The 21513-nt window shown below is 60.1% G+C and carries 21 protein-coding genes and 1 tRNA gene; 9 read left to right on the top strand and 13 right to left on the bottom strand.

What is annotated here, in order from left to right; genetic code table 11:
- Positions 1–51: 51 nt before the first annotated feature.
- From rpoB to PAF17_RS13845, 10 genes are all read right to left on the bottom strand, one after another.
- Positions 52–4197 (bottom strand): DNA-directed RNA polymerase subunit beta, encoded by a 4146-nt coding sequence (gene rpoB, locus PAF17_RS13890; protein ID WP_271889708.1) that lies wholly within the window; start codon positions 4195–4197, stop codon positions 52–54.
- Positions 4198–4425: 228 nt separating this feature from the next.
- On the bottom strand, positions 4426–4800 hold the full coding sequence (rplL, locus tag PAF17_RS13885) for a 50S ribosomal protein L7/L12 (RefSeq protein ID WP_271889707.1): 375 nt from the start codon (positions 4798–4800) through the stop codon (positions 4426–4428).
- Positions 4801–4866: 66 nt separating this feature from the next.
- Positions 4867–5382, bottom strand: coding sequence for a 50S ribosomal protein L10 (rplJ, locus tag PAF17_RS13880; RefSeq protein WP_271889706.1), 516 nt, complete (start codon positions 5380–5382; stop codon positions 4867–4869).
- Positions 5383–5621: 239 nt separating this feature from the next.
- The gene (gene rplA / locus PAF17_RS13875) at positions 5622–6320 is read right to left on the bottom strand and encodes a 50S ribosomal protein L1 (protein WP_271889705.1); all 699 of its coding nucleotides are present in this window, start codon (positions 6318–6320) and stop codon (positions 5622–5624) included.
- A 3-nt stretch (positions 6321–6323) separates the two neighbouring features.
- A complete protein-coding gene (rplK, locus tag PAF17_RS13870; RefSeq protein WP_271889704.1) occupies positions 6324–6776 on the bottom strand; it encodes a 50S ribosomal protein L11 in 453 nt (150 codons plus the stop codon).
- A gap of 89 nt (positions 6777–6865) precedes the next feature.
- Positions 6866–7402 carry a transcription termination/antitermination protein NusG gene (nusG, locus tag PAF17_RS13865; RefSeq protein ID WP_271889703.1) on the bottom strand — a complete coding sequence of 179 codons (537 nt, stop codon included), beginning with the start codon at positions 7400–7402 and terminating at the stop codon, positions 6866–6868.
- Positions 7403–7573: 171 nt separating this feature from the next.
- Entirely contained in the window at positions 7574–7768 is a 195-nt protein-coding gene (secE, locus tag PAF17_RS13860) for a preprotein translocase subunit SecE (protein WP_271889702.1), read from the bottom strand.
- A 158-nt stretch (positions 7769–7926) separates the two neighbouring features.
- Positions 7927–8002: transfer RNA gene (locus PAF17_RS13855), tRNA-Trp, on the bottom strand.
- Positions 8003–8105: 103 nt separating this feature from the next.
- On the bottom strand, positions 8106–9959 hold the full coding sequence (locus tag PAF17_RS13850) for an ABC transporter ATP-binding protein (RefSeq protein ID WP_271889701.1): 1854 nt from the start codon (positions 9957–9959) through the stop codon (positions 8106–8108).
- A 498-nt stretch (positions 9960–10457) separates the two neighbouring features.
- A complete protein-coding gene (locus tag PAF17_RS13845; RefSeq protein WP_271889700.1) occupies positions 10458–11405 on the bottom strand; it encodes an SDR family oxidoreductase in 948 nt (315 codons plus the stop codon).
- 154 nt (positions 11406–11559) lie between these two features.
- On the opposite strand from PAF17_RS13845, the gene PAF17_RS13840 reads away from it, so the two are divergent.
- On the top strand, positions 11560–12441 hold the full coding sequence (locus PAF17_RS13840; protein WP_271889699.1) for an AraC family transcriptional regulator: 882 nt from the start codon (positions 11560–11562) through the stop codon (positions 12439–12441).
- Between the two features lie 54 nt (positions 12442–12495).
- On the opposite strand, the gene PAF17_RS13835 is transcribed toward PAF17_RS13840, so the two are convergent.
- Both PAF17_RS13835 and tuf read right to left on the bottom strand, forming a co-directional pair.
- Positions 12496–12891, bottom strand: coding sequence for a VOC family protein (locus PAF17_RS13835; RefSeq protein WP_271889698.1), 396 nt, complete (start codon positions 12889–12891; stop codon positions 12496–12498).
- Positions 12892–13012: 121 nt separating this feature from the next.
- The gene (tuf, locus tag PAF17_RS13830) at positions 13013–14188 is read right to left on the bottom strand and encodes an elongation factor Tu (RefSeq protein WP_271889697.1); all 1176 of its coding nucleotides are present in this window, start codon (positions 14186–14188) and stop codon (positions 13013–13015) included.
- A 229-nt stretch (positions 14189–14417) separates the two neighbouring features.
- On the opposite strand from tuf, the gene PAF17_RS13825 reads away from it, so the two are divergent.
- The 3 genes from PAF17_RS13825 to PAF17_RS13815 all read left to right on the top strand — a co-directional run bounded on the left by PAF17_RS13825 (position 14418) and on the right by PAF17_RS13815 (position 16556).
- Positions 14418–15335, top strand: coding sequence for a tellurite resistance TerB family protein (locus PAF17_RS13825; RefSeq protein ID WP_271889696.1), 918 nt, complete (start codon positions 14418–14420; stop codon positions 15333–15335).
- Between the two features lie 181 nt (positions 15336–15516).
- The gene (locus tag PAF17_RS13820; protein WP_271889694.1) at positions 15517–15972 is read left to right on the top strand and encodes a c-type cytochrome; all 456 of its coding nucleotides are present in this window, start codon (positions 15517–15519) and stop codon (positions 15970–15972) included.
- The gene (locus tag PAF17_RS13815; protein WP_271889693.1) at positions 15969–16556 is read left to right on the top strand and encodes a cytochrome b/b6 domain-containing protein; all 588 of its coding nucleotides are present in this window, start codon (positions 15969–15971) and stop codon (positions 16554–16556) included. Before PAF17_RS13820 ends, PAF17_RS13815 begins: the two co-directional genes overlap by 4 nt.
- 17 nt (positions 16557–16573) lie before the next feature.
- Here the strand turns inward: PAF17_RS13815 and parC are convergent, their stop codons facing one another.
- Positions 16574–18817 carry a DNA topoisomerase IV subunit A gene (gene parC, locus PAF17_RS13810; protein ID WP_271889692.1) on the bottom strand — a complete coding sequence of 748 codons (2244 nt, stop codon included), beginning with the start codon at positions 18815–18817 and terminating at the stop codon, positions 16574–16576.
- A 146-nt stretch (positions 18818–18963) separates the two neighbouring features.
- Here parC and PAF17_RS13805 point away from each other — a divergent pair, with 146 nt between their 5' ends.
- The 5 genes from PAF17_RS13805 to PAF17_RS13785 form a co-directional block, all read left to right on the top strand.
- The gene (locus tag PAF17_RS13805; RefSeq protein WP_271889691.1) at positions 18964–19485 is read left to right on the top strand and encodes an SH3 domain-containing protein; all 522 of its coding nucleotides are present in this window, start codon (positions 18964–18966) and stop codon (positions 19483–19485) included.
- Position 19486: 1 nt separating this feature from the next.
- Positions 19487–20305 (top strand): SDR family NAD(P)-dependent oxidoreductase, encoded by an 819-nt coding sequence (locus PAF17_RS13800; RefSeq protein ID WP_271889690.1) that lies wholly within the window; start codon positions 19487–19489, stop codon positions 20303–20305.
- Between the two features lie 24 nt (positions 20306–20329).
- Complete coding sequence (locus tag PAF17_RS13795) at positions 20330–20530, top strand: twin transmembrane helix small protein (RefSeq protein ID WP_271889689.1); 201 nt, start codon at positions 20330–20332, stop codon at positions 20528–20530.
- On the top strand, positions 20530–21102 hold the full coding sequence (locus PAF17_RS13790) for a cob(I)yrinic acid a,c-diamide adenosyltransferase (protein WP_271889688.1): 573 nt from the start codon (positions 20530–20532) through the stop codon (positions 21100–21102). Before PAF17_RS13795 ends, PAF17_RS13790 begins: the two co-directional genes overlap by 1 nt.
- 131 nt (positions 21103–21233) lie before the next feature.
- Positions 21234–21513, top strand: a 280-nt coding sequence (locus PAF17_RS13785; protein ID WP_408636428.1) for an electron transfer flavoprotein subunit beta/FixA family protein, incomplete at its 3' end; no start/stop codon positions are given.

Below are 21513 nucleotides of genomic sequence, written 5' to 3'. Positions count from 1 at the left end.
TCCAAATCCTAATGAAGGGCACGGGGGTGAAACGGGTGAGGGCCGAGGCCCTCACTCTTCTTCCTCCGCATCCAGGAGTTCCATATTGAGGCCCAGACCCCGGACCTCTTTGACCAGAACGTTGAACGATTCCGGCACACCGGCTTCGAAATTGTCATCGCCCTTGACGATCGATTCATAGACCTTGGTCCGGCCTGCGACGTCATCCGACTTGACGGTCAGCATTTCCTGCAGCGTGTAAGCGGCGCCATAGGCTTCCAGGGCCCAGACCTCCATCTCACCCAGACGCTGACCACCGAACTGTGCTTTACCACCCAGCGGTTGCTGCGTGACAAGGCTGTACGGACCGGTCGAGCGTGCGTGCATCTTGTCATCGACAAGGTGATGCAGCTTCAGGATATATTTCGCCCCGACAGTGACCGGACGTGCGAATTGCTCGCCGGTGCGGCCGTCAAAGACGATCGACTGACCCGACTGATCAAAGCCTGCCCGCCGCAATGCGTCATTCACGTCAGCCTCTTTGGCGCCGTCAAAGACCGGAGTGGCGATCGGCACGCCGGTGCGCACGGTATTCGCATGTTCGATCAGCGTGTCGTCATCCATATCGGCAAAGGTGCCGTCATAGATGTCATCGCCATAGCCGTTCTTCATGGCATCGCGAACCGGTGTCATATCACCATTGCGGCGATAATCTTCCAGCGCCTCATCGATCTTGATGCCAAGACCGCGCGATGCCCAGCCCATATGCGCCTCGAGGATCTGTCCGACGTTCATCCGCGACGGCACACCCAGAGGGTTCAGCACCAGGTCGACCGGCGTACCATCGGCCAGGAAGGGCATATCTTCCATCGGAACGACCTTTGAGACGACACCCTTGTTGCCGTGGCGACCGGCCATCTTGTCACCAGCCTGCAGCTTGCGCTTCACGGCGACAAAGACCTTGACCATCTTCATGACACCCGGCGGCAGGTCGTCGCCCTGGCGGACTTTTTCAACCTTGTCCTCGAAGCGGGCTTCCAGAGCCTTCTTCTGGGTGTCGTATTGATGGTTCAGCGCCTCGACTTCCTTGGCGATCTCTTCCTCACCGACAGCAAGCTGCCACCACTGTCCACGGCTCAGCGTGCCCAGCAGATCTTCGGTGATGTCGGTATTCGCCTTGACGCCTTTCGGGCCTTTGACGGCAACCTTGCCAAGGATCAGCGATTTCAGACGCGCATAAATGTTGCGGTCCAGAATAGCCTGTTCGTCGTCACGGTCACGGGCCAGACGCTCGACTTCCTCGCGCTCGATCTGCAGCGCACGTTCGTCCTTGTCGACGCCGTGACGGTTGAAGACCCGCACTTCGACGATGGTACCATAGGCACCGGGCGGCAGACGCAGCGACGTATCGCGGACATCCGAAGCCTTTTCACCGAAGATGGCGCGCAGAAGCTTTTCTTCCGGCGTCATCGGGCTTTCACCCTTCGGCGTGATCTTCCCGACCAGAATATCCGCAGGGCCAACTTCGGCACCGATATAGACGATACCGGCTTCGTCGAGGTTGCGCAGGGCCTCCTCGCCGACATTGGGGATGTCGCGGGTGATTTCCTCGGGCCCAAGCTTGGTGTCGCGCGCCGCCACTTCGTATTCGTCGATATGGATCGAGGTGAACACGTCGTCGCGGTGGATCCGCTCGCTGATCAGGATCGAGTCTTCGTAGTTATAGCCGTTCCAGGGCATGAAGGCGACGACCACGTTGCGCCCGATGGCCAGCTCACCTTGATCGGTCGACGGACCGTCAGCGATGACCTGATTGGTCATGACCTTCTCGCCCACCTTGACCAGCGGGCGCTGGTTGATGGTCGAGGACTGGTTAGAACGCTTGAACTTGCGCAGACGATAGATGTCGACACCGGCGTCGCCGGCCTCGAGGTTCTCGGTCGCACGGATAACGATACGCTGTGCATCCACCTGGTCGATGATACCGCCGCGGCGCGCCATGATCGCAGCGCCCGAGTCACGCGCCACGGTTGCTTCCATGCCGGTGCCCACGAACGGAGCCTCGGCGCGCAGAAGCGGCACGGCCTGACGTTGCATGTTCGAGCCCATGAGGGCGCGGTTGGCGTCGTCATTTTCAAGGAACGGGATCAGCGCCGCGGCGACCGACACCAGCTGCTTGGGCGAAACGTCGATCAGATCGACAGCATCGACCGGGTTCAGCATGAAGTCGCCCGCCTGGCGGGTCGAGATCAGCTCGTCGACGAAATTGCCGTCCTCGTCCAGCGTCGCGTTTGCCTGTGCAACCGTGTGGCGCATCTCTTCGGTGGCCGACATGTAAACCACATCGTCGGTCACTTTCCCCTCGATCACCTTGCGGTACGGGGTTTCGATGAAGCCGTATTTGTTGACACGGGCAAAGGTCGCCAAGCTGTTGATCAGACCGATGTTCTGACCTTCCGGCGTCTCAATCGGACACATCCGGCCATAATGGGTCGGGTGAACGTCGCGAACCTCGAAGCCCGCGCGCTCACGCGTCAGACCGCCCGGCCCAAGCGCCGACAGACGACGCTTATGCGTCACTTCCGAAAGCGGGTTGGTCTGGTCCATGAACTGCGACAGCTGCGAGCTGCCGAAGAATTCACGAACCGCGGCCGCGGCCGGTTTCGCGTTGATCAGGTCCTGCGGCATGACCGTGTCGATCTCGACACCGGACATACGCTCGCGGATGGCACGCTCCATGCGCAGCAGGCCGACGCGATACTGGTTTTCCATCAGCTCGCCGACCGAACGCACACGCCGGTTGCCCAAATGGTCGATATCGTCGATCTCGCCCTTGCCGTCGCGCAGCTCGACCAGACCACGGACACAGGCCACGATATCTTCGTGACGCAGCGTGCGCTGGGTATCGGGTGCATCCAGGTTCAGACGCATGTTCATCTTGACGCGACCAACAGCGGACAGGTCGTAGCGCTCGCCGTCAAAGAACAACGTGTCGAACAATGCCGACGCGGCCTCGACGGTGGGCGGTTCACCCGGGCGCATGACGCGATAAATATCCGTCAGGGCCTGTTCGCGATTCATGTTCTTGTCGGCGGCCATCGTGTTGCGGATATAGGGGCCGACATTCACGTGATCGATGTCCAGAACCGGAATATCGCTGACGCCATTGTCCAGCAACACCTTCAGCAGGCCGCCGTTCAGTTCGCCATCCTTGTCATATTCCGCGGTGATTTCATCACCTGCTTCCGCATAGATCAGGCCGGTTTCTTCGTTGATGATATCCTTGGCGACGAAACGGCCAATGATACGATCAAACGGCACCAGCAGATTGACCTGCTCACCCGAATCCAGAAGCTTCTTGACCAGACGCGGCGTAACCTTGTCGCCTGCTTTGGTAATGATCTCGCCGGTATCGGCATTCACGAGGTCATAGGACGGACGGGTGCCACGCACGCGCTCGGGGAAGAAACGGGTCACCCAGCCCTGTTCGCGACCCTCTCTGCGCAGCGAGTAATCGACCGTTTGGTAAAACGCGTCCATGATCGCTTCCTGATCCATGCCAAGGGCATAGAGCAAGGTCGTCACCGGCAATTTGCGACGGCGGTCGATGCGCGCAAAGACCAGGTCCTTGGCGTCGAATTCAAAGTCCAGCCAGCTGCCACGATAGGGGATGATGCGGCAGGCGAACAGCAGTTTGCCCGAGCTGTGGGTCTTGCCACGGTCATGATCGAAGAACACGCCCGGCGAGCGATGCATCTGGGAAACGACGACGCGCTCGGTGCCGTTCACGATGAACGTCCCGTTTTGGGTCATCAGGGGCATATCGCCCATGAAAACGTCTTGTTCCTTGATGTCCTTGACCGATTTGGCGCCGGTATTCTCGTCGACATCGAACACGATCAGACGCAGCGTCACCTTGAGCGGCGCAGCGTAGGTCATGTCACGCTGCTGACATTCGTCGACATCGTATTTCGGGTATTCAAGCTCGTATTTGACGAATTCGAGCGTCGCAGTCTCGTTGAAATCCTTGATCGGAAATACCGACTGGAACACGCCCTGGATCCCGTCTCCGTCCTGATGGCTGTCGCCGTCGCCGGATTTCAGGAACAGGTCATAGGAAGATTTCTGAACCTCGATCAGGTTCGGCATCTCCAGAACTTCACGGATGTTGCCATAGTAGCGCCGGATACGCTTTTGGCCGACATAAGCTTGCGCCATGGGGTCTTGTCACCTTTCGTCTTCACCGCACACCAGGTCGGGGCCCCCGGCGCGCAGCCTACGAATGCAGGGGTGAGGTTCCATTCATGCCGCCCGTCCCACCGCGCGGCTCCCGAACCTCGAACATGCCCTGAAGGAAGGTCTTTTCCCAAACCGCCCTTCAAGACAGGTTCGGCAGGGACCGGGAAATCCCGGACCCTGCCTCAATTCGACCAGTCCGAAGACCGATTACTTCAGTTCGACCTTGGCGCCAGCGGCTTCCAGTTTGGTCTTCAGTTCTTCGGCTTCTTCTTTCGAAGCGCCTTCTTTGACTTTGCCGCCAGCTTCGACCAGTTCCTTGGCTTCTTTCAGGCCCAGACCGGTGATGCCGCGAACTTCTTTGATCACGTTGATCTTGCTTGCACCGGCATCGGTCAGAACGACGTCGAATTCGGTTTTTTCTTCAGCAGCAGCGTCGCCACCAGCAGCAGGACCAGCCATCATGACCGCGCCACCGGCTGCGGGCTCGATGCCGTACTCGTCTTTCAGGATGGTTTTCAGTTCCTGGGCTTCCAGCAGGGTCAGGCCCACGATTTCTTCGGCGAGTTTTTTCAGATCAGCCATTTTTCCGTTTCTTTCCAGTTAGTGTTCCAACGACGGGTCTTAGACCACACGAAGGGAAGGGGTTGCTTATGCAGCCTCGCGCTCTTCCAGAGTGCTGAGGATGCTCGCGATGTTGCTTGCAGGCGCGCCAATCGCACCGGCGATGTTGCTTGCAGGCGCACCAATGCACGAAACGATCTGAGCAATAAGCTCGTCACGCGACGGCATCGAGGCGACGGCTTTCACACCGGCCGGATCCAGAGCCGAATCACCCATTGCACCGCCCAGGATCACGAAGCGTTCGTTGTCCTTGGCGTATTTATCGGCAACCCGGGCCGCAGCGGTCGGGTCTTCCGAATAGGTGATCACGGTCATGCCCGTCAGGTAATCCGCGATGCTTGCGCATGGCTTACCCTCGAGGGCGATCTTGGCGAGCTTGTTCTTGGCAACGCGAACCGAACCGCCGGCTTCGCGCATGCGCGAGCGGAGGTCCTGCATATGTGCAACCGTCATCCCTTCGTAGTGGGCAACCACCACGACGCCAGAGCTTTCAAAGATCTGGCCGAGTTCCTCGACCACCTGTTCTTTTTGTGCTCTATCCACGGTTTCACTCCAAGTTGGGGGTTTCCCCCCGGCTCTCACTTTTCCCGTCCCCAATCACGGGGCGCGGGTCGGGTCCGCAAGGGACAAGATCGCCCGAAGGACTGGCCTTCGGAAAAATGCTTGTTCCCATCTCAGGAAGGAAATTAAGCCTTTGCCATATGGCTCGGACACCCTCCGTCTCGGACAGGACGGGGCGGCTTTCGCAGCCCCGTCATCCCCGGCTTGCACCGGGAAATTCTTTAGCTGGCCGTCGCCGAAACGACGTCAACCGAAACGCCCGGGCCCATGGTCGAGCTGATCGAGACCTTTTTCATATAGGTCCCTTTGGCGCCCGACGGCTTGGCCTTGTTCACGGCGTCCACGAAAGCACGCAGGTTCTGAACCAGCTTGTCTTCGTCAAAGCTGACTTTGCCGATCCCGGCATGGACGACACCGGCCTTCTCGGCCTTGAACTGGACCTCACCGCCCTTGGCCGCGCCAACGGCTGCGGTAACGTCCATGGTCACCGTGCCGACTTTCGGGTTCGGCATCAGGTTGCGCGGGCCCAGGATCTTGCCCAGACGGCCGACCAGCGGCATCATGTCCGGGGTGGCGATGCAACGATCGAACTCGATCTTGCCGGACTGAATGGTTTCCATCAGGTCTTCGGCGCCGATGATGTCTGCGCCGGCGGCCTTGGCTTCGTCAGCCTTGGGACCACGGGCGAACACGGCAACGCGAACGTCCTTGCCGGTGCCTGCGGGAAGGGTCACGACACCGCGGACCATCTGGTCTGCGTGACGCGGATCGACGCCCAGGTTCAGCGCGATTTCGACGGTTTCGTCGAACTTGGCCGAAGCGGCACCCTTGACCAGCTTGACCGCGTCTTCCACGGTCAGGTTGTCCTTGCCTTCGAATGCGGCGCGGGCGGCGGTTTTTTTCTTCGAGAATTTTGCCATGACTTAGCCTTTCACCTCGATACCGATCGACCGGGCAGAACCCAGAATGATCTTCATCGCCTGATCGACGTCATTGGCGCTGAGATCTTTCATTTTCGATTCGGCGATCTCGCGAACCTGCTTGACGGTCACGGTTCCGGCAACCTGACGGCCCGGCTTTTCCGAACCCTTGGTGCGGCTGCGCTTGCCGACCGGCTTCAGGCCAGCGGCCTTTTTCAGCAGGAAGGACGCAGGCGGCGTCTTGGTTTCGAAGGTGAACGACTTGTCGGCGTAATAGGTGATCACGACCGGAACGGGAGCACCCTGTTCCATCTCCTGCGTCTTGGCGTTGAACGCCTTGCAGAATTCCATGATGTTGATACCGCGCTGACCCAGCGCAGGACCGACGGGGGGCGACGGGTTGGCTTGCCCCGCCTTGATTTGCAGCTTCAGCTGCCCAACTACTTTCTTGGCCATGTGGCCCTCTCCTTTATCATCAGATCCCGCGCGGGGATCGACTTAGCGGTTCGGCCCGGCGTGAAAACCCCGGCACCTCCCGCGAACGATCACGCGGTCTTGGCGACCTGCGTGAATTCCAGTTCGACCGGCGTGGGCCGGCCAAAGATCGAAACGGTGACCTTGATGCGCGCAGCCGCTTCATCCACCTCTTCGACCATGCCCGAGAAGCCTTCGAACGGGCCATCGGTCACATTGACCTTCTCGCCAACATCAAAGCGGATGAGGTTGCGCGGAGCAGCCTCTTCGCCGTCGCCAGTGCGATGAAGGATCGTATTCACTTCATCATCGCGCATGGGCATCGGCTTGCCTTGCGCGCCAAGAAACCCGGTGACCCGGTTGATCGAGTTCACCAGATGATATGTGCGGTCCGACATATCCATGTGGACCAGAACATAACCCGGCATGAAGCGACGTTCCGACGTCACTTTCTTGCCGCGGCGGATCTCGATGACCTCTTCGGTCGGGACCAGCACCTCGTCGATCTCTTCTTCAAGGCCCTTTTCGGCAGCCGCCTGACGAATCGCCTCGGCGACCTTCTTTTCGAAGTTCGACAGGACGCTGACGGAGTACCAACGCTTTGCCATGTCTCGATCGACCCCTGCTCGTCTTGAGGGAATCACGCGACCAGCGCGCAAACCCTTGAATTCATTTGAGTCCGTCAAAATTGAAATCGGCGCGCATGCGGATTCGCTGCACGCCGCTAGCCGGACAGTCGAGCGCAGATAACGCCCCCGGCCCGGAATTGCAAGCCCTGATCAACCGCTGATCAGTTGCAATCCTTCGGTGATGCCGAAACGGATCGCCAGATCGACAAGAAAGAAGAACAGGCTAGTCAACGCGGCCATGATGAAAACCATGATCGTCGTGGTGATCACCTCTCGCCGGGTCGGCCATGTGATCTTGGCGCCTTCGGCGCGCACCTGATTGATGAACTGAACGGGATTGGCCACGGGCGGCTCCTTCGCGAAATCAGAGGATCACTTAGCGCCTGAGGGGAACTGTTTCAAGCCCACGCATCACAGGACAAACCCGAACCTTGACGCAGGACGATCCACAACTGATCGAAGCCACAGGACCAAAAAGCAAGATACAGGCGATCGAAAAGGCCTGGCAGGGGCAGAGGGACTCGAACCCACGACCCTCGGTTTTGGAGACCGATGCTCTACCAACTGAGCTATACCCCTAAGGCCGAGCGACCGTTTAAGGCAGAGGCGACGGATGCGCAAGGGGGTTTGCGCATCTTCAGGGTGGAACCCACCCCTGCCCGGCAGGAACGGCGCGAATGGATCAGCTGGCTATATCCGCCGCCAGGAAACCGCCCGACTGCCGCGACCACAGCCGTGCATATAGCCCGTCACGTGCCAGCAATTCGCCATGCGTTCCCTGTTCGATGATCCGGCCCTGATCCATCACCACAAGCCGGTCCATCGCCGCGATCGTCGAAAGACGATGGGCAATCGCGATGACGGTCTTGTTCTGCATCAACACATCCAACCGGGACTGGATCGCGGCCTCGACTTCGCTATCCAACGCGCTCGTCGCCTCGTCCAGCACCAGAATCGGGGCATCCTTCAGCGCGACGCGGGCAATGGCGATTCGCTGACGTTGTCCGCCCGACAGCTTGACCCCGCGTTCACCGACATGGGCCGCCAGCCCGGCATTGCCATAGCTGTCGGAAAGGTCGGGCACAAAGCCATCGGCCTCGGCCAGTTCAAGCGCCCGGGCAATCTGCTGATCGCTGGCGTCGGGGCGACCATAGGCGATGTTGTCGCGCACCGACCGATGCAAAAGCGAGCTGTCCTGCGTAACCACCCCGATTGCCGCGCGCAAACTGTCCTGGGTCAGTCGGGAAATATCCTGTCCGTCAATGCTGATACGGCCCTGCTCGATATCGTGGAACCGCAGCAGCAGGTTGACCAGCGTGCTTTTCCCCGCACCCGAACGCCCCACCAGACCGACACGCTCGCCCGGCGCGATCTTCAAGGTCAGATCGTCCAGAACCGCCAGCGGGCGCGCACCCTCCACGCCACCATAGCGGAACGTCACATTCTCGAACGACACCTCACCGGGGCCAGTCACAAGCGGGCGCGCATTCGGGGCATCCAATACCTGACGCGGCAACGCGAGGCTGGAAATGCCATCGCGCACCGTCCCGATATTCTCGAAAAGGGAAGCGAACTCCCACATGATCCAATGCGCCATATTGTTCAGCCGCAACGCCAGAGGCACGGCAATCGCCACCGCCCCGACAGCAACGCGGTCCACGCTCCACAGCCACAGCCCCAGTCCGGTGACCGAAGCCACAAGCGCGACATTGATCGCGTTCAGGGTGATGTCCTGAATACTGCTGAGGCGCATCTGTTGATGAACCGTCCGCAGGAATCCATCCATTCCCTCCTGCATCCATGCTTCTTCGCGTGTCGAATGCGAGAACAGCTTGACCGTCGCGATATTGGTATAGCTGTCCACCACACGCCCGGTCATCGCCGAGCGCGCATCGGCCTGAGCCTGCGCAACCCGTCCCAATCGCGGCACGATGTGCCACAGCATGATGGCATAGGCTACCGCCCACGCCAGAAATGGCAGCGCCAGCCGCCAATCCTGACTGGCCGCCAGAGCCATCGCGCCGAGGAAATAGATCAGCACATAGCTGCCCACATCCATGATCTTCATGGCGACTTCGCGCACGGCCAACGCGGTCTGCATCAACCGCTGAGCGATCCGGCCCGCGAACTCATCCTGGAAATAGCCGATCGACTGATGCAGCAAATAGCGATGCGCCTGCCAGCGGATGCGTTGGGGGAAATTGCCCATCAACGACTGATGCAGGATCAAAGAGGACACCAGATTAAGCAATGGCAACGCCACCACAAGCACGACCGCCATAAAAATCAGCCGCCCGCCTTCCTGCGCCCAGAACAATTCGCGCGGCGTGTCCGCAAGCCTGTCGATCAGGTCACCCAACCAGCCAAACAGCATCACCTCGATCACGGCGATCAGACCTGAAAACACCGCAAGCGCCATCAGCCAGGGCAGCGCGCCCCGCGAGTAATGCAATACGAAGCGCCACAGTGAACGCGGCGGCATTGATGGGTCATCCATCGGATAGGGTTCAATCCGACGCTCGAACCATGCGAACATAAGGGCACCCGAAAGCTTGTGAATAACGGCACAGAGCGTTCTGTGCTGACCCGAGCCACGCCCCGAGTCAAGTCAGGCAGCATAGAACCGCCACACAAGGGCAAACGCAACCGCCGAAATGCCGGCTTGTTTCCTGCGTATTCAAGGACATTCCTGCGCCAAGGCAAGACGCTGCCTATACAACTTCAGCCGGGCAATCGCGACCGTCAGGCTCGCCCGCCAGACCGGTGCCAGCAGACATGTCAATGCCGGCGCGCTCGGGGCGACAATCGCGGGAAAGATCCGAAACATGGCGATCCGACACTGGTTCAAAACCTTGTCGGCGCACACAATCTCGGCAGTCAGGAAACCGGCAGCATCGGCGGCATAAGCCTGTAATAATCCACGGAACCGCGCCCGCGCGGGAAGGAGCAAGCCCGCGCCCAATGATTTGCAGATTTCACGAGACCCACGAATATTTCCTTGTGCAATCACAGGGACGCAAAGGCATGACTTGGACTAGCATGCCCAGCTGAAGCCGGTATCCTGCTCTGATTTCCGCCACAGCTTCTCCATGGCCTTTCTGTCATGCGCATAGGGTTTCAACGTACCGCGCCCGACAGGGCCGACACATTCCATACGCCCCGTCGGGCCATAAAGGGCGCGCGGCTCCAGATCGGCTTCGGTCGCGCACATCACTTCGGGATAGGCGCCCTTTTCCGCAGACTGCACCATCGGCGTCATGATCATCAACCGCCATGCGATCCGTGCCAGCATTCCCCCGCTGGTGCGGATCAGCGATGTCTGCGACGAACCGGGATGGCAGACATAGACCCCGACATTTTTGCCCTTGGATTTCACCCGATCCTGCAATTCATAGGCAAACATCATTTGCGCCAGCTTGCTTTGGCTATAGGCGGGATTCGCGCTGTAGCCGGTGTTCCAGTGCATATCCTCGAACCGGATCCTGCGCAGGCCCATCTTGTAACCAAGGCTTGCGACCACGACGATGCGGCCATGTGATTCCTCGATCCGATCAAACAGCATCCCCGACAACACAAAATGGCCATAGTGATTGGTGCCCAGCTGGCTTTCAAAGCCGTCAACAGTCAGCTTGCGCTGTGGAACCTGCGCTATGGCGGCATTGCAGATCAGCGCGTCGATGCGCGGCACGGATGTCAGCACCTCTTCCGCTGCGGCACGCACGCCGACAAGATCTGCAAGATCCATCCGGATATAGCTGACATCAGCCGTCGCGCCGAATTCCCCCTTCAGCCCCTTGAGAGCGGCTTCCGACCGTTCGGCACTGCGGTTCAGCATCACAACCTTTGCGCCTTTGGCCAGCAGGATGCGGGTGGCCTGATATCCCGTGCCAGCATTGCCGCCGGTGATGACAAAGGTTTTCCCGGCAAGTGTCCCGAGATGATCCGGGGTCCAGCCTTCCGGGCCAAAGATGGTGCCTGTCATATGCCTGATCCTTTCAGCGATAGCGCATTGGCTGTTGTACCGGCATGGAACTAAGTCTCGCAACGCGTACTGAATAGGCGATATCATCGCAATAACTTGCCCGATTATATCAATCCCGTTGTTATTTGGGCTTTCCTGATGGTAAATCCCGGACATGAGCAAGGACCAGATCAGACAGATCATTGAAAGCCGGATGCCAGATGATGGCATGTCCGACACCGGCATCAAGGGCGTGCAACTGTTTCGCGCCACCCGGGCGGTGCCATGCGTCCCGGCGGTGTATGAACCTTGTGTCATCGCCATCGTCAGCGGTGGCAAGGAAACCGTGCTGGACGGACAACACTATGTCTATGACAGCCGCGAATACCTGTGCTGTCCGATGTCGATGCCAGTCGAGGCGGGAACGCCGACCGCTTCGCCCGAAAACCCGCTCTATGGCGTCTATATCACGCTGGACAGGCCCTTGATGACCGAGCTGTCCATCGCGATGGACACGGCAGGAGAGCGCCTGCAGGCCGCGCCGGGCAGCGCACGGGGTATTCGGTTGGCCGAATGGGACGCTTCTTTTACCGACGCCTTGCTACGCTTGCTGCAACTGGGACGATCCCAAGCCGACCTCGAGGTTCTGGGCAACGCACGTCGACGAGAACTGCTTTATGCAATTCTGAAAGGTCAGGCCGGATCCTTTGCCCGGCAGGCGTTCGGTCCCGGCAATGCCATCGCACAATCCATCGCGCATCTTTCCGCCCGCCTCGATGAAAGCGTCACAATCGATGCGCTGGCCGCCCGCGCAGGAATGAGTCGCGCCGTGTTTCATCGCAAGTTCAAACAGGCCACAAGCATGTCGCCCATCCAGTTCGTCAAATCGATGCGGCTCAACAACGCCGCCATGAAAATCGCCGGAGGAATGAGCGTGTCCCGCGCCGCGATGACTGTGGGCTATGTCAGCGCATCTCAGTTCAGCCGCGAATTCAAGCGCGTCTACGGCCAGCCTCCCAGACAGTGGAGCGATCTTCACAGGGGCATTCCCGGCTGACGGGCCAATGACGGGCCGTCGACGCCGCCGCCCGCGTTCACTGCAACTTGGTCGTCAGCTATACCGCCCGCCGCGCTGCAACACCTCGATCTGATACCCGTCAGGATCGGCAATGAAGAAAAAGCGGGCGATGACCTCGCCGCCGGGCGCGAAATCGACCAGCTTGCGTGGCGCCAATCCGGCTGCTTCGAGCCGGGCGTGCAATGCGTCGACATCCTCGACCGAAAACGCCACGTGACCATATCCATCGCCCAGATCATAGGGTTCGGTCCGGTCCTTGTTGACCGTCAGTTCAAGCTCGGTCCCGCTTTCCTCATTGGCCAGGTAGATCAGGGTGAAACCTTCGAAATCCAGCCGTTCGGCCACCTTCAGGCCGAAACATTGATCGTAAAATGCAACCGACCGCTCTTCGTTCAGGACGCGCAGCATTGAATGAATGTATTTTGCCATGATGTGATTCCCGCTTGGACAAACCGATGCTGGTCCGCTCTTTTCTGATTTGTTTGTCGTTGTTTTCAACGCAAAGGGGCCGCCCATCCGGACGGCCCCTCTTTCGCGATATCCTTGCGGATCACTCGATGATCTTGGCGACGACGCCTGCGCCGACGGTGCGGCCGCCTTCGCGGATGGCGAAGCGCAGTTTCTCTTCCATCGCGATCGGGGCGATCAGCTCGACCTCGAATTTCAGGTTGTCACCGGGCATCACCATCTCGGTGCCCTCGGGCAGCTTCACGGTGCCGGTCACATCCGTCGTGCGGAAGTAGAACTGCGGACGATAGTTCGCGAAGAACGGCGTGTGACGGCCACCCTCTTCCTTGGTCAGGATATAGGCTTCGGCTTCGAACTTGGTGTGCGGGGTCACCGAGCCCGGCTTGGCCAGAACCTGGCCACGCTCGACGCCATCACGGTCAACGCCGCGCAGCAGCGCACCGATGTTGTCGCCAGCCTCACCGCGATCCAGCAGCTTGCGGAACATTTCAACGCCGGTACAGGTGGTTTTCTTGGTGTCGCGGATGCCCACGATTTCCAGTTCGTCACCCACGTTGACGGCGCCACGCTCGACGCGACCGGTCACAACCGTACCACGACCCGAGATCGAGAACACGTCTTCGATCGGCATCAGGAACGGCTGGTCAACGGCGCGCTCGGGCGTCGGGATGTAGCTGTCAACGGCTTCCAGCAGCGCGCGGATCGACTTTTCGCCGATTTCCTCGTCGCGACCTTCCAGAGCGGCCAGAGCCGAACCCTTGATGATCGGAATGTCGTCGCCCGGATAGTCGTAGCTGGACAGCAGCTCGCGCACTTCCATCTCGACCAGTTCCAGCAGCTCTTCGTCATCCACCTGGTCGACCTTGTTCAGGTAGACGACCATGAACGGGATGCCGACCTGACGGCCCAGCAGAATGTGCTCGCGCGTCTGCGGCATCGGGCCGTCAGCAGCGTTCACCACCAGGATCGCGCCGTCCATCTGCGCAGCACCGGTGATCATGTTCTTCACATAGTCGGCGTGGCCCGGGCAGTCGACATGCGCATAGTGACGCGTATCGGTCTCGTACTCGACATGAGCGGTCGAGATCGTGATCCCGCGGGCCTTCTCTTCCGGCGCGCCGTCAATCTGGTCATAGGCGCGGAAATCGCCGTAATATTTCGTGATCGCAGCAGTCAGCGTCGTCTTGCCGTGGTCAACGTGACCAATCGTGCCGATGTTGACGTGCGGTTTGTTCCGTTCAAACTTTGCCTTTGCCATCTAGGCCTCCTGATCGCGGGGCATGGCGGAAAGATGGCCCCGATTTAGCGTGCGCCGCGATGTATAAGCGGACAGAGGAAAAATCAAGGGTGGTGCGACCGCGCGAACGTCATTTTAGATGCCGCCTGTGGCAACAATCCTTCGGGCTTGCGGGAACCGCCCCGGACACGCAATCATTGACGCATGAAGCTGACCGCAACTGACGGTCCAGCAGCTAGGGGAGTTGACGATGAGCCTGATGAAATCTCTGGCCCGCGTAGCGGCCGGCGTAATGGTTGCTAAAGGTGTTGGCGCCATGATGAAAAGCCGCCAGCAAGGCAGCCAGGCCGCCTCTCGCGGTCAGCAGCAAGGTTCGGGCGGATTGCTGGACAGCCTGCTTGGCAGCAACACCAATGGCCAGACGGGCAGCTTGTCGGACACATTGGGGCAGGTGCTTGGCGGCCGGGGCGCAGGTTCGGGCCGGCCTTATGGCGGCGCGCAATCCGCCGGAGCGCAGGGCGGTCTTGGTGGGTTGCTGGATGGTCTGACGAATCGCGCGCGCAGCGGCGGCGGCGGCGGACTCAGTGATATCCTGGGGCAGCTGACCGGTGGCTCACGACCGGCAGGCGGCAGTGGGTCCGGTGGATTGGGTGATCTGTTGGGCGGGCTGTTGGGTGGCGCAGCCGGTGGTGCGGCAATGGGTGGCCTTGCGCGCAAAGACGCCCAGGACAGCAATGACGCAAGCTTTGGCGAGCTGTTCAACGACGCCGTTGCACGCAATGACGAGCCCGAAATCGCACCGACTGCCGAACAGAACGCCGTGGCAGGGCTGATGCTGAAGGCAATGATCCAGGCGGCGAAATCCGACGGCAAGATCGACGAGGCCGAGAAACAGCGGCTTCTTGGCCATCTGGGTGACGAACTGGATGAAGACGAACGCCAGTTCATCCGTGAACAGATGGCTGCGCCCGTTGATGCCACCGCACTGGCGCAAGAGGTGCCCAACGGCCTTGAGGCACAAACCTATCTGATGTCGCTCTTGGCGATCGATTTCGACAATCAGGAAGAGGCGCAATATCTGCACAACCTCGCACAGGCATTGAAACTGCCGCCCGAAGCGGTGAACCAGATCCATCAGGAGGTCGGGGTGACGCAACTTTACCGCTAGGGGGCGATCCGGACATTCTGGCGGACCGGTTGCGCAGACCGGTTCGCCATCCTGCGGGCACAAGACCATATTTTTCATAGAATATGCGTGATCGACGCCGCGTCAGATTGATTGCCGGGCCGGCCTCTGCGATGGTTCAACCGACATAGCCTTCTTCGCCAACTCACCTCAGGAGCAAGCCATGAAACTGTTCAAGTCAGCCGCCCTTGTCGCATTCCTTGCCGTTCCGGTCATCGCGACCGCCCAGTCCACCGAAGACGTGATGGAGGCTCGCCATGGCTTCATGCGCATGCTGGCGCTGAACATGGGGCAATTGTCGGGCATGGCAAAGGGCGAAATCGAATATGACGAGGCCGCCGCAGCCACCGCAGCGGCCAATATCGAGGCTCTGACCCAATATACGGCAACCGGCCTGTTCGTTCCCGGCACATCATCCGAAGATCTGGAAAATTCCGGCGCGCTGCCCGCCGTATGGGACAATTCCGAGAAATTTGCCCAAGAGTTTCAGTCTTTCGCCGAAGCAGCCACCGGTGCGTCCGAAGGCGTGAAAGGCGGTCAGGGGAATATCGGTCCCGTGCTGCAAAAACTGGGCGGCAGCTGCAAATCCTGCCATGATGATTTCCGCAAACCGGAATGAGTCAGCCCGATCTTGCACAACGCGTCCGGGTCTGGGATCCGGCGCTCAGGATCTTTCACTGGCTGCTGGCCATTCTGGTTATCTCGAACTGGCTGCTTGGCCAGTTCGGCCCGAATGTCATGACGCTGCATTTCCTTTTTGGATATGCTATCGCGGCCCTGCTGGTGTTTCGCGTGATCTGGGGCTTTGTCGGCCCTGAGCCTGCGCGGTTCACCAGCTTTCTGCGCGGGCCGCGTGCGATATTCGACTACCTGCGCCATGCAGGGCATCGCGAACCCAGCAACTGGCCAGGCCACAATCCGCTTGGCGCATTGTCGGTGGTCGCGATGATCGGGGTGCTGGGCATTCAGGTCGCAACCGGCCTGATTTCGGACCCGGAAGACTTTATCAATGTCGGGCCGTTTGCGGCCGATGTTGGCGCAACGGTTTCGCGCAAGGCGGTGGGCTGGCACCATCTGGGCGGAACATTGATCCTGATCCTGGTGTTATTGCACCTTGCCACGATCATCTTCTATCGGGTCTGGAAAAACGAAAACCTTGTCCGCCCGATGATCACAGGCTGGAAATGGGTGCGGCGCCGCTAGGGCGCCGCACCAACCTGTCAGGCGAACCTGTTGTCGCGCGGAAAGCCGCGCGGTGCCATACGTCCGGTCCCGGCCCGTTTGCCCAGCCATTCGGTCAGGTCGCTTTCGGTGCGGGTCTTGCCGCCCCCCATCGGCCAGCTCAGACCATCGGCGATGTTGACGAAGCGCGCATCCGACAGCGTGTCGGCGGCCACAAGCCCGCCCCCGCTGCCATAGCGCTGCAACCGCACACCCTTGCCGCGCGTCATTTCGGGCAGTTCGCTCAGCGGGAAAACCAGCAGCTTGCGGTTCGTGCCGACCACCGCAACGTGATCGCCGGCAACCGGCTTGCACAACAGTGCATCGCCATTCAGCACCTGCTTACCGCTTTTGGTCTGGGCCAGAATATCGCCCGCCTGCACGACAAAGCCGTCACCGACCTTCGAGGCGACCAGGTATTTCTCGCCCTCGCGCCACGGAAAGACCGAGATCACCTCGGCCTCGTTCGGAAGATCGATCATCAGGCGCAGCGGCTCGCCCATGCCCCGCCCACCGGGCAGGCTATTGGCCGGCACCGTGTAGAACCGTCCGTTCGAGGCAAAGACCATCAGCTTGTCGGTGGTTTCTGCATGCAAGGCCAGGCCGGGGCCGTCGCCATCCTTGAATTTCAGCTCCGCATCCAGCGGCTGATGCCCCTTCATCGCGCGGATCCAGCCCATCTTGGACAGGATCACTGTCAGCGGCTCGCGCTCGATCATCGCGTCCATATCGACCGGCTCGACCACGACCGCATCGGTGATGAGAGTGCGGCGCTGACCTTCCGGCTTTGATTTGCCAAACAGGTTGCGCACGTCTTTCAGCTGCTCCGAGATACGTCCCCATTGCGCATCTTCGTCGGCCAGCATGTCCTGCAGCGCCTGCCGTTCTTCCAGAAGGTTGTCGCGCTCGGCACGCAGCTCGATTTCCTCAAGCTTGCGCAAGGCACGCAAGCGCATGTTCAGAATTGCCTCGACCTGCACTTCGGACAAGCCGAACTCAGCCATCATCACGGCTTTGGGGTTGTCGTCATAGCGAATGATCTCGATCACGCGATCGATATTCAGATACGCAACCAGATAGCCTTCCAGAACCTCTAGCCGGGCGGCGATCTTGTCCAACCGGAAATTCGCACGTCGCACCAACACCTCGCGGCGGTGGTCCAGAAACGCCCGCAACACTTCCTTGAGGCTGCAAACCTTCGGCACCCGGCCATCGATCAGCACATTCATGTTCAGACTGAAACGCACTTCCAGATCGCTGATCTTGTAAAGCGCGGCCATCAGCTGATCGGGATCGACGCTGCGGGTCTTGGGCTCCAGAACGATGCGGATGTCCTCGGCGGATTCATCGCGCACATCGGCGAGGATCGGAATTTTCTTGGTCTGGATCAGTTCCGCAAGTCGTTCGATCAGCTTGGATTTCTGAACCTGATAGGGAATTTCGGTGACGACGATCTGCCACTGGCCACGGCCCAGATCCTCTTGTTCCCACTTGGCCCGCACGCGAAACGCGCCGCGCCCCGTGCGATAGGTTTCGGCGATCGATTCGCGACTTTCGACGATGACGCCGCCGGTCGGGAAATCGGGGCCTTGCAGAATATTGGCCAGCGTGTCGTCGCGCGCATCCGGGGTCTTGATCAGATGCAGACAGGCGTCGATCACCTCGTGCAAGTTATGGGGCGGGATATTCGTCGCCATACCCACTGCAATACCCGATGCGCCATTGGCCAGCAGGTTGGGAAAGGCCGAAGGCAGCACCGCCGGCTCGGTCAGCGTGCCATCATAATTGGCGCGATAATCGACCGCGTTCTCGGCCAGACCGTCCATCAATGCCTCGGACGCCTGCGCCAGACGCGCCTCGGTATAGCGTGCGGCGGCCGGGTTGTCGCCGTCGATATTGCCGAAGTTCCCCTGCCCGTCGACCAGCGGATAGCGCATCGCGAAATCCTGTGCCAAACGCGCCATCGCATCATAGATCGCTGCATCGCCATGGGGGTGATAGTTCCCCATCACATCGCCGGTGATCTTGGCCGATTTCCTGAACGCCCCGTTGGGCGCCAGCCTTAATTCGCGCATTGCGAACAGAATGCGGCGATGCACCGGCTTCAGGCCGTCGCGGGCATCGGGCAGCGCCCGGTTCATGATCGTGGACAGCGCATAGGTCAGATACCGTTCGCCAATGGCGCGGCTCAACGGTTCAGCCTGGGTGTTATCTTCGGGTTCGGTGGGCAGATCTTCTGACATAATCCTCTGGATAGGATGTGAATGCCGGACGGTCCAGCGGGAAAATCCGCGCAAAAGGTTCTGGTCAAGGCAATCCTGCGCATAGCGTTGCCGCCCGCAATCAGCTAGACAGGAAAAAGCAGCGATCGGGGACCGACGAAAGCGCGATGTTCAAACTGGTAATTCTTGTCGCCATCACCTTGGCGGGACTTTACGTTTTTATGGAAAGCTATGGCGCGGGCAATCCACGCGCGGCGCGACAGATCGAAGCGGAACCAGAAAGATCCGCGGCGCAAGATGCCGGCCGACAGGTTCTGATCGCCCCCGCACCTGCCCCAGAGCCCCTGCCCGAAGTGATTCAGGCCACATCCCAGACGCCAGAGCAGGTCCAGACCTTTCCCGGCCCACCGCTGCGACGCGCCCCCGACCATTCCGGGCCGTCATCTGCACCCGCCCCGGCGCAGGCGGAACTGCCCGCCGCAACCGAGGATATCATGTATGTCACCGGCAATCGCGTCAATTTTCGCGCAGGACCGTCAACCAATGACCGTGTGATCGGCGCATTGGTTTTGGGCGACCCCGTCGAGACACTGGGCCCGACCGACGCTTCGTGGATCAATATTCGCGACACGGGTGGACGTATCGGCTATATGTCGGCGCAGTTTCTCAGCAATACGAATCCCAACTGACATGAAGAAAACCGTCGTGATTACCGGTGCCTCGTCTGGCATCGGACTTGATGCCGCGCGCCGGATGAAGGCCGAAGGATGGCATGTCATTGCCACCTGCCGGCGTGCCGAAGACATCGCCGCCCGCAATGCCGAAGGAATCGCGTGCCATCACCTTGAACTGGCCGATCCGGACAGTGTCGAACGGTTCGTGCAAACAGTCCTGTCCACCACCCCGCCCGATGCGCTTGTGAACAATGCCGCTTACGCCTTGCCCGGCGCCGTCGAAGACATACCGCGCCAGGCATTGCGCGAGATCTTTGAAACCAACCTCTTCGGCACCCATGACCTGACCACCCGACTGATCCCGCATTTTCGAAAGAATGGTGGGCGCATCATCAATATCAGCTCGGTGCTTGGCCTTGTCGGCATCCCATGGCGCGGCCCCTATGTGGCGACCAAATTCGCCCTCGAAGGGCTGACCGATGTCTTGCGGATCGAAATGCATGACACCGATGTCAAGGTCATCCTGATCGAGCCCGGCCCCATCACCAGCCGCATTCGCCTCAACGCCATTCCACATTTCGAAAGATGGGTGAACTGGCAGGCCAGCGCGCGCGCCGAGGATTATCGACGGGTTCTGCTGCGCCGGCTCTATGAGTCATCGGGAAAAGACCGGTTCGAACTTGCGCCATCGGCGGTCAGTGACCGGATCTTGCAGGCGCTGACGGCAACCTCTCCGGCACGGCGCTATTACGTGACCACGCCGACACGGCTTTCGGCAATTGGTCGCAGGTTTTTGCCCACACGCGCTCTGGACTGGTTTGCGCGCCGCAGCTAGGGTCGCGCCCGAAAGGCGGTTTCCATGCAAGACAAGCCACTCTTCTATATCGTCGTCATCGCGGTGCTGGTGGTGCTGGCCATTTTGGCAACAGGCATCGGGGGCTTCGCACGCGGCGGCGAATTCAATCGCAAGCACGGCAACCGGCTCATGCGCTGGCGTATTGCGGCGCAGGCCGTGGCCGTCGCATTGATCCTGCTGTTCATCTGGCTGAAGGGAAGCTGATGGTTGTTCTGAACAAGATCTATACCCGCACCGGCGACAAGGGCGACACCGCGCTTTCAGATGGCAGCCGGGTCGCAAAACACGACCTCCGGGTCGAAGCCTATGGCTCGGTCGACGAACTGAACGCGACATTGGGACTGTGCCGCCTGCATGCGCAGGACAGTATGGCGCAAGAATTGTCGGTCATTCAGAACGACCTGTTCGATCTTGGTGCGGATCTGGCCCGCCCCGACATATCCGCCGACGATCAGGCCGGTTATCCGGTGCTGCGCATCATCGACGGGCAGATCGAACGTCTCGAACAGGAAATCGATCGCATGAACGGCGACCTCCAGCCCTTGCGTAGCTTCATCCTGCCCGGCGGCAGCGTTCTCGCCGCAAATCTGCATCTGGCACGGACCGTTGCCCGTCGCGCTGAACGCCGTGCCACCGAACTTGCCGCCAATGGCGACGCGAATCCCGCGGCGGTGCGATATCTCAACCGTTTGTCCGACTGGCTTTTCGTGGCCGCACGCAAGGCGAATGACAACGGAAACGACGATGTGCTCTGGGTTCCCGGCGCCAGCCGTTAGCGAATGACAGCACATGGCGACGTGACGTGATGGCCGCAAAAGGCATATTCTGCGACGTTTTTACCCTGTAACTGCCACCGACCTGTCGCTAACACTTGCCCCAACAGAAGACGCAAACAAGGGAGAGGCTGATGAAGGTAGTTGTGCCGGTCAAGCGCGTTATTGACTACAACGTGAAGGCGCGCGTTAAGGCTGATGGTTCTGGTGTTGATCTGGCGAATGTGAAGATGTCGATGAACCCCTTTGACGAGATTGCGGTCGAAGAGGCGATCCGGCTGAAAGAAAAGGGCGCCGCGACCGAGGTCGTGGCCGTCAGCATCGGGGTCAAGCAGGCGCAGGAAACGCTGCGCACCGCGCTGGCCATGGGCGCCGACCGCGCGATCCTGGTGGTGGCCGCCGATGACGTCCATA

This window comes from Paracoccus onchidii (assembly GCF_028294535.1).
In the GTDB taxonomy this organism is placed as follows: Bacteria; Pseudomonadota; Alphaproteobacteria; order Rhodobacterales; family Rhodobacteraceae; genus Paracoccus; species Paracoccus onchidii.
This window is presented reverse-complemented; position numbering and strand designations above follow the sequence as displayed.

Coding starts and splice junctions, on each gene's coding strand:
- PAF17_RS13825 (WP_271889696.1), top strand. CDS start 14,418: ATGAGCCTGATGAAATCTCTGGCCCGCGTAGCGGCCGGCGTAATGGTT.
- PAF17_RS13800 (WP_271889690.1), top strand. CDS start 19,487: ATGAAGAAAACCGTCGTGATTACCGGTGCCTCGTCTGGCATCGGACTT.
- parC (WP_271889692.1), bottom strand. CDS start 18,817: ATGTCAGAAGATCTGCCCACCGAACCCGAAGATAACACCCAGGCTGAA.
- rplL (WP_271889707.1), bottom strand. CDS start 4,800: ATGGCTGATCTGAAAAAACTCGCCGAAGAAATCGTGGGCCTGACCCTG.
- PAF17_RS13845 (WP_271889700.1), bottom strand. CDS start 11,405: ATGACAGGCACCATCTTTGGCCCGGAAGGCTGGACCCCGGATCATCTC.
- nusG (WP_271889703.1), bottom strand. CDS start 7,402: ATGGCAAAGCGTTGGTACTCCGTCAGCGTCCTGTCGAACTTCGAAAAG.
- tuf (WP_271889697.1), bottom strand. CDS start 14,188: ATGGCAAAGGCAAAGTTTGAACGGAACAAACCGCACGTCAACATCGGC.
- PAF17_RS13840 (WP_271889699.1), top strand. CDS start 11,560: ATGAGCAAGGACCAGATCAGACAGATCATTGAAAGCCGGATGCCAGAT.
- PAF17_RS13790 (WP_271889688.1), top strand. CDS start 20,530: ATGGTTGTTCTGAACAAGATCTATACCCGCACCGGCGACAAGGGCGAC.
- PAF17_RS13815 (WP_271889693.1), top strand. CDS start 15,969: ATGAGTCAGCCCGATCTTGCACAACGCGTCCGGGTCTGGGATCCGGCG.
- PAF17_RS13835 (WP_271889698.1), bottom strand. CDS start 12,891: ATGGCAAAATACATTCATTCAATGCTGCGCGTCCTGAACGAAGAGCGG.
- PAF17_RS13795 (WP_271889689.1), top strand. CDS start 20,330: ATGCAAGACAAGCCACTCTTCTATATCGTCGTCATCGCGGTGCTGGTG.
- PAF17_RS13820 (WP_271889694.1), top strand. CDS start 15,517: ATGAAACTGTTCAAGTCAGCCGCCCTTGTCGCATTCCTTGCCGTTCCG.
- PAF17_RS13805 (WP_271889691.1), top strand. CDS start 18,964: ATGTTCAAACTGGTAATTCTTGTCGCCATCACCTTGGCGGGACTTTAC.
- PAF17_RS13850 (WP_271889701.1), bottom strand. CDS start 9,959: ATGTTCGCATGGTTCGAGCGTCGGATTGAACCCTATCCGATGGATGAC.
- rplA (WP_271889705.1), bottom strand. CDS start 6,320: ATGGCAAAATTCTCGAAGAAAAAAACCGCCGCCCGCGCCGCATTCGAA.
- rplK (WP_271889704.1), bottom strand. CDS start 6,776: ATGGCCAAGAAAGTAGTTGGGCAGCTGAAGCTGCAAATCAAGGCGGGG.
- rpoB (WP_271889708.1), bottom strand. CDS start 4,197: ATGGCGCAAGCTTATGTCGGCCAAAAGCGTATCCGGCGCTACTATGGC.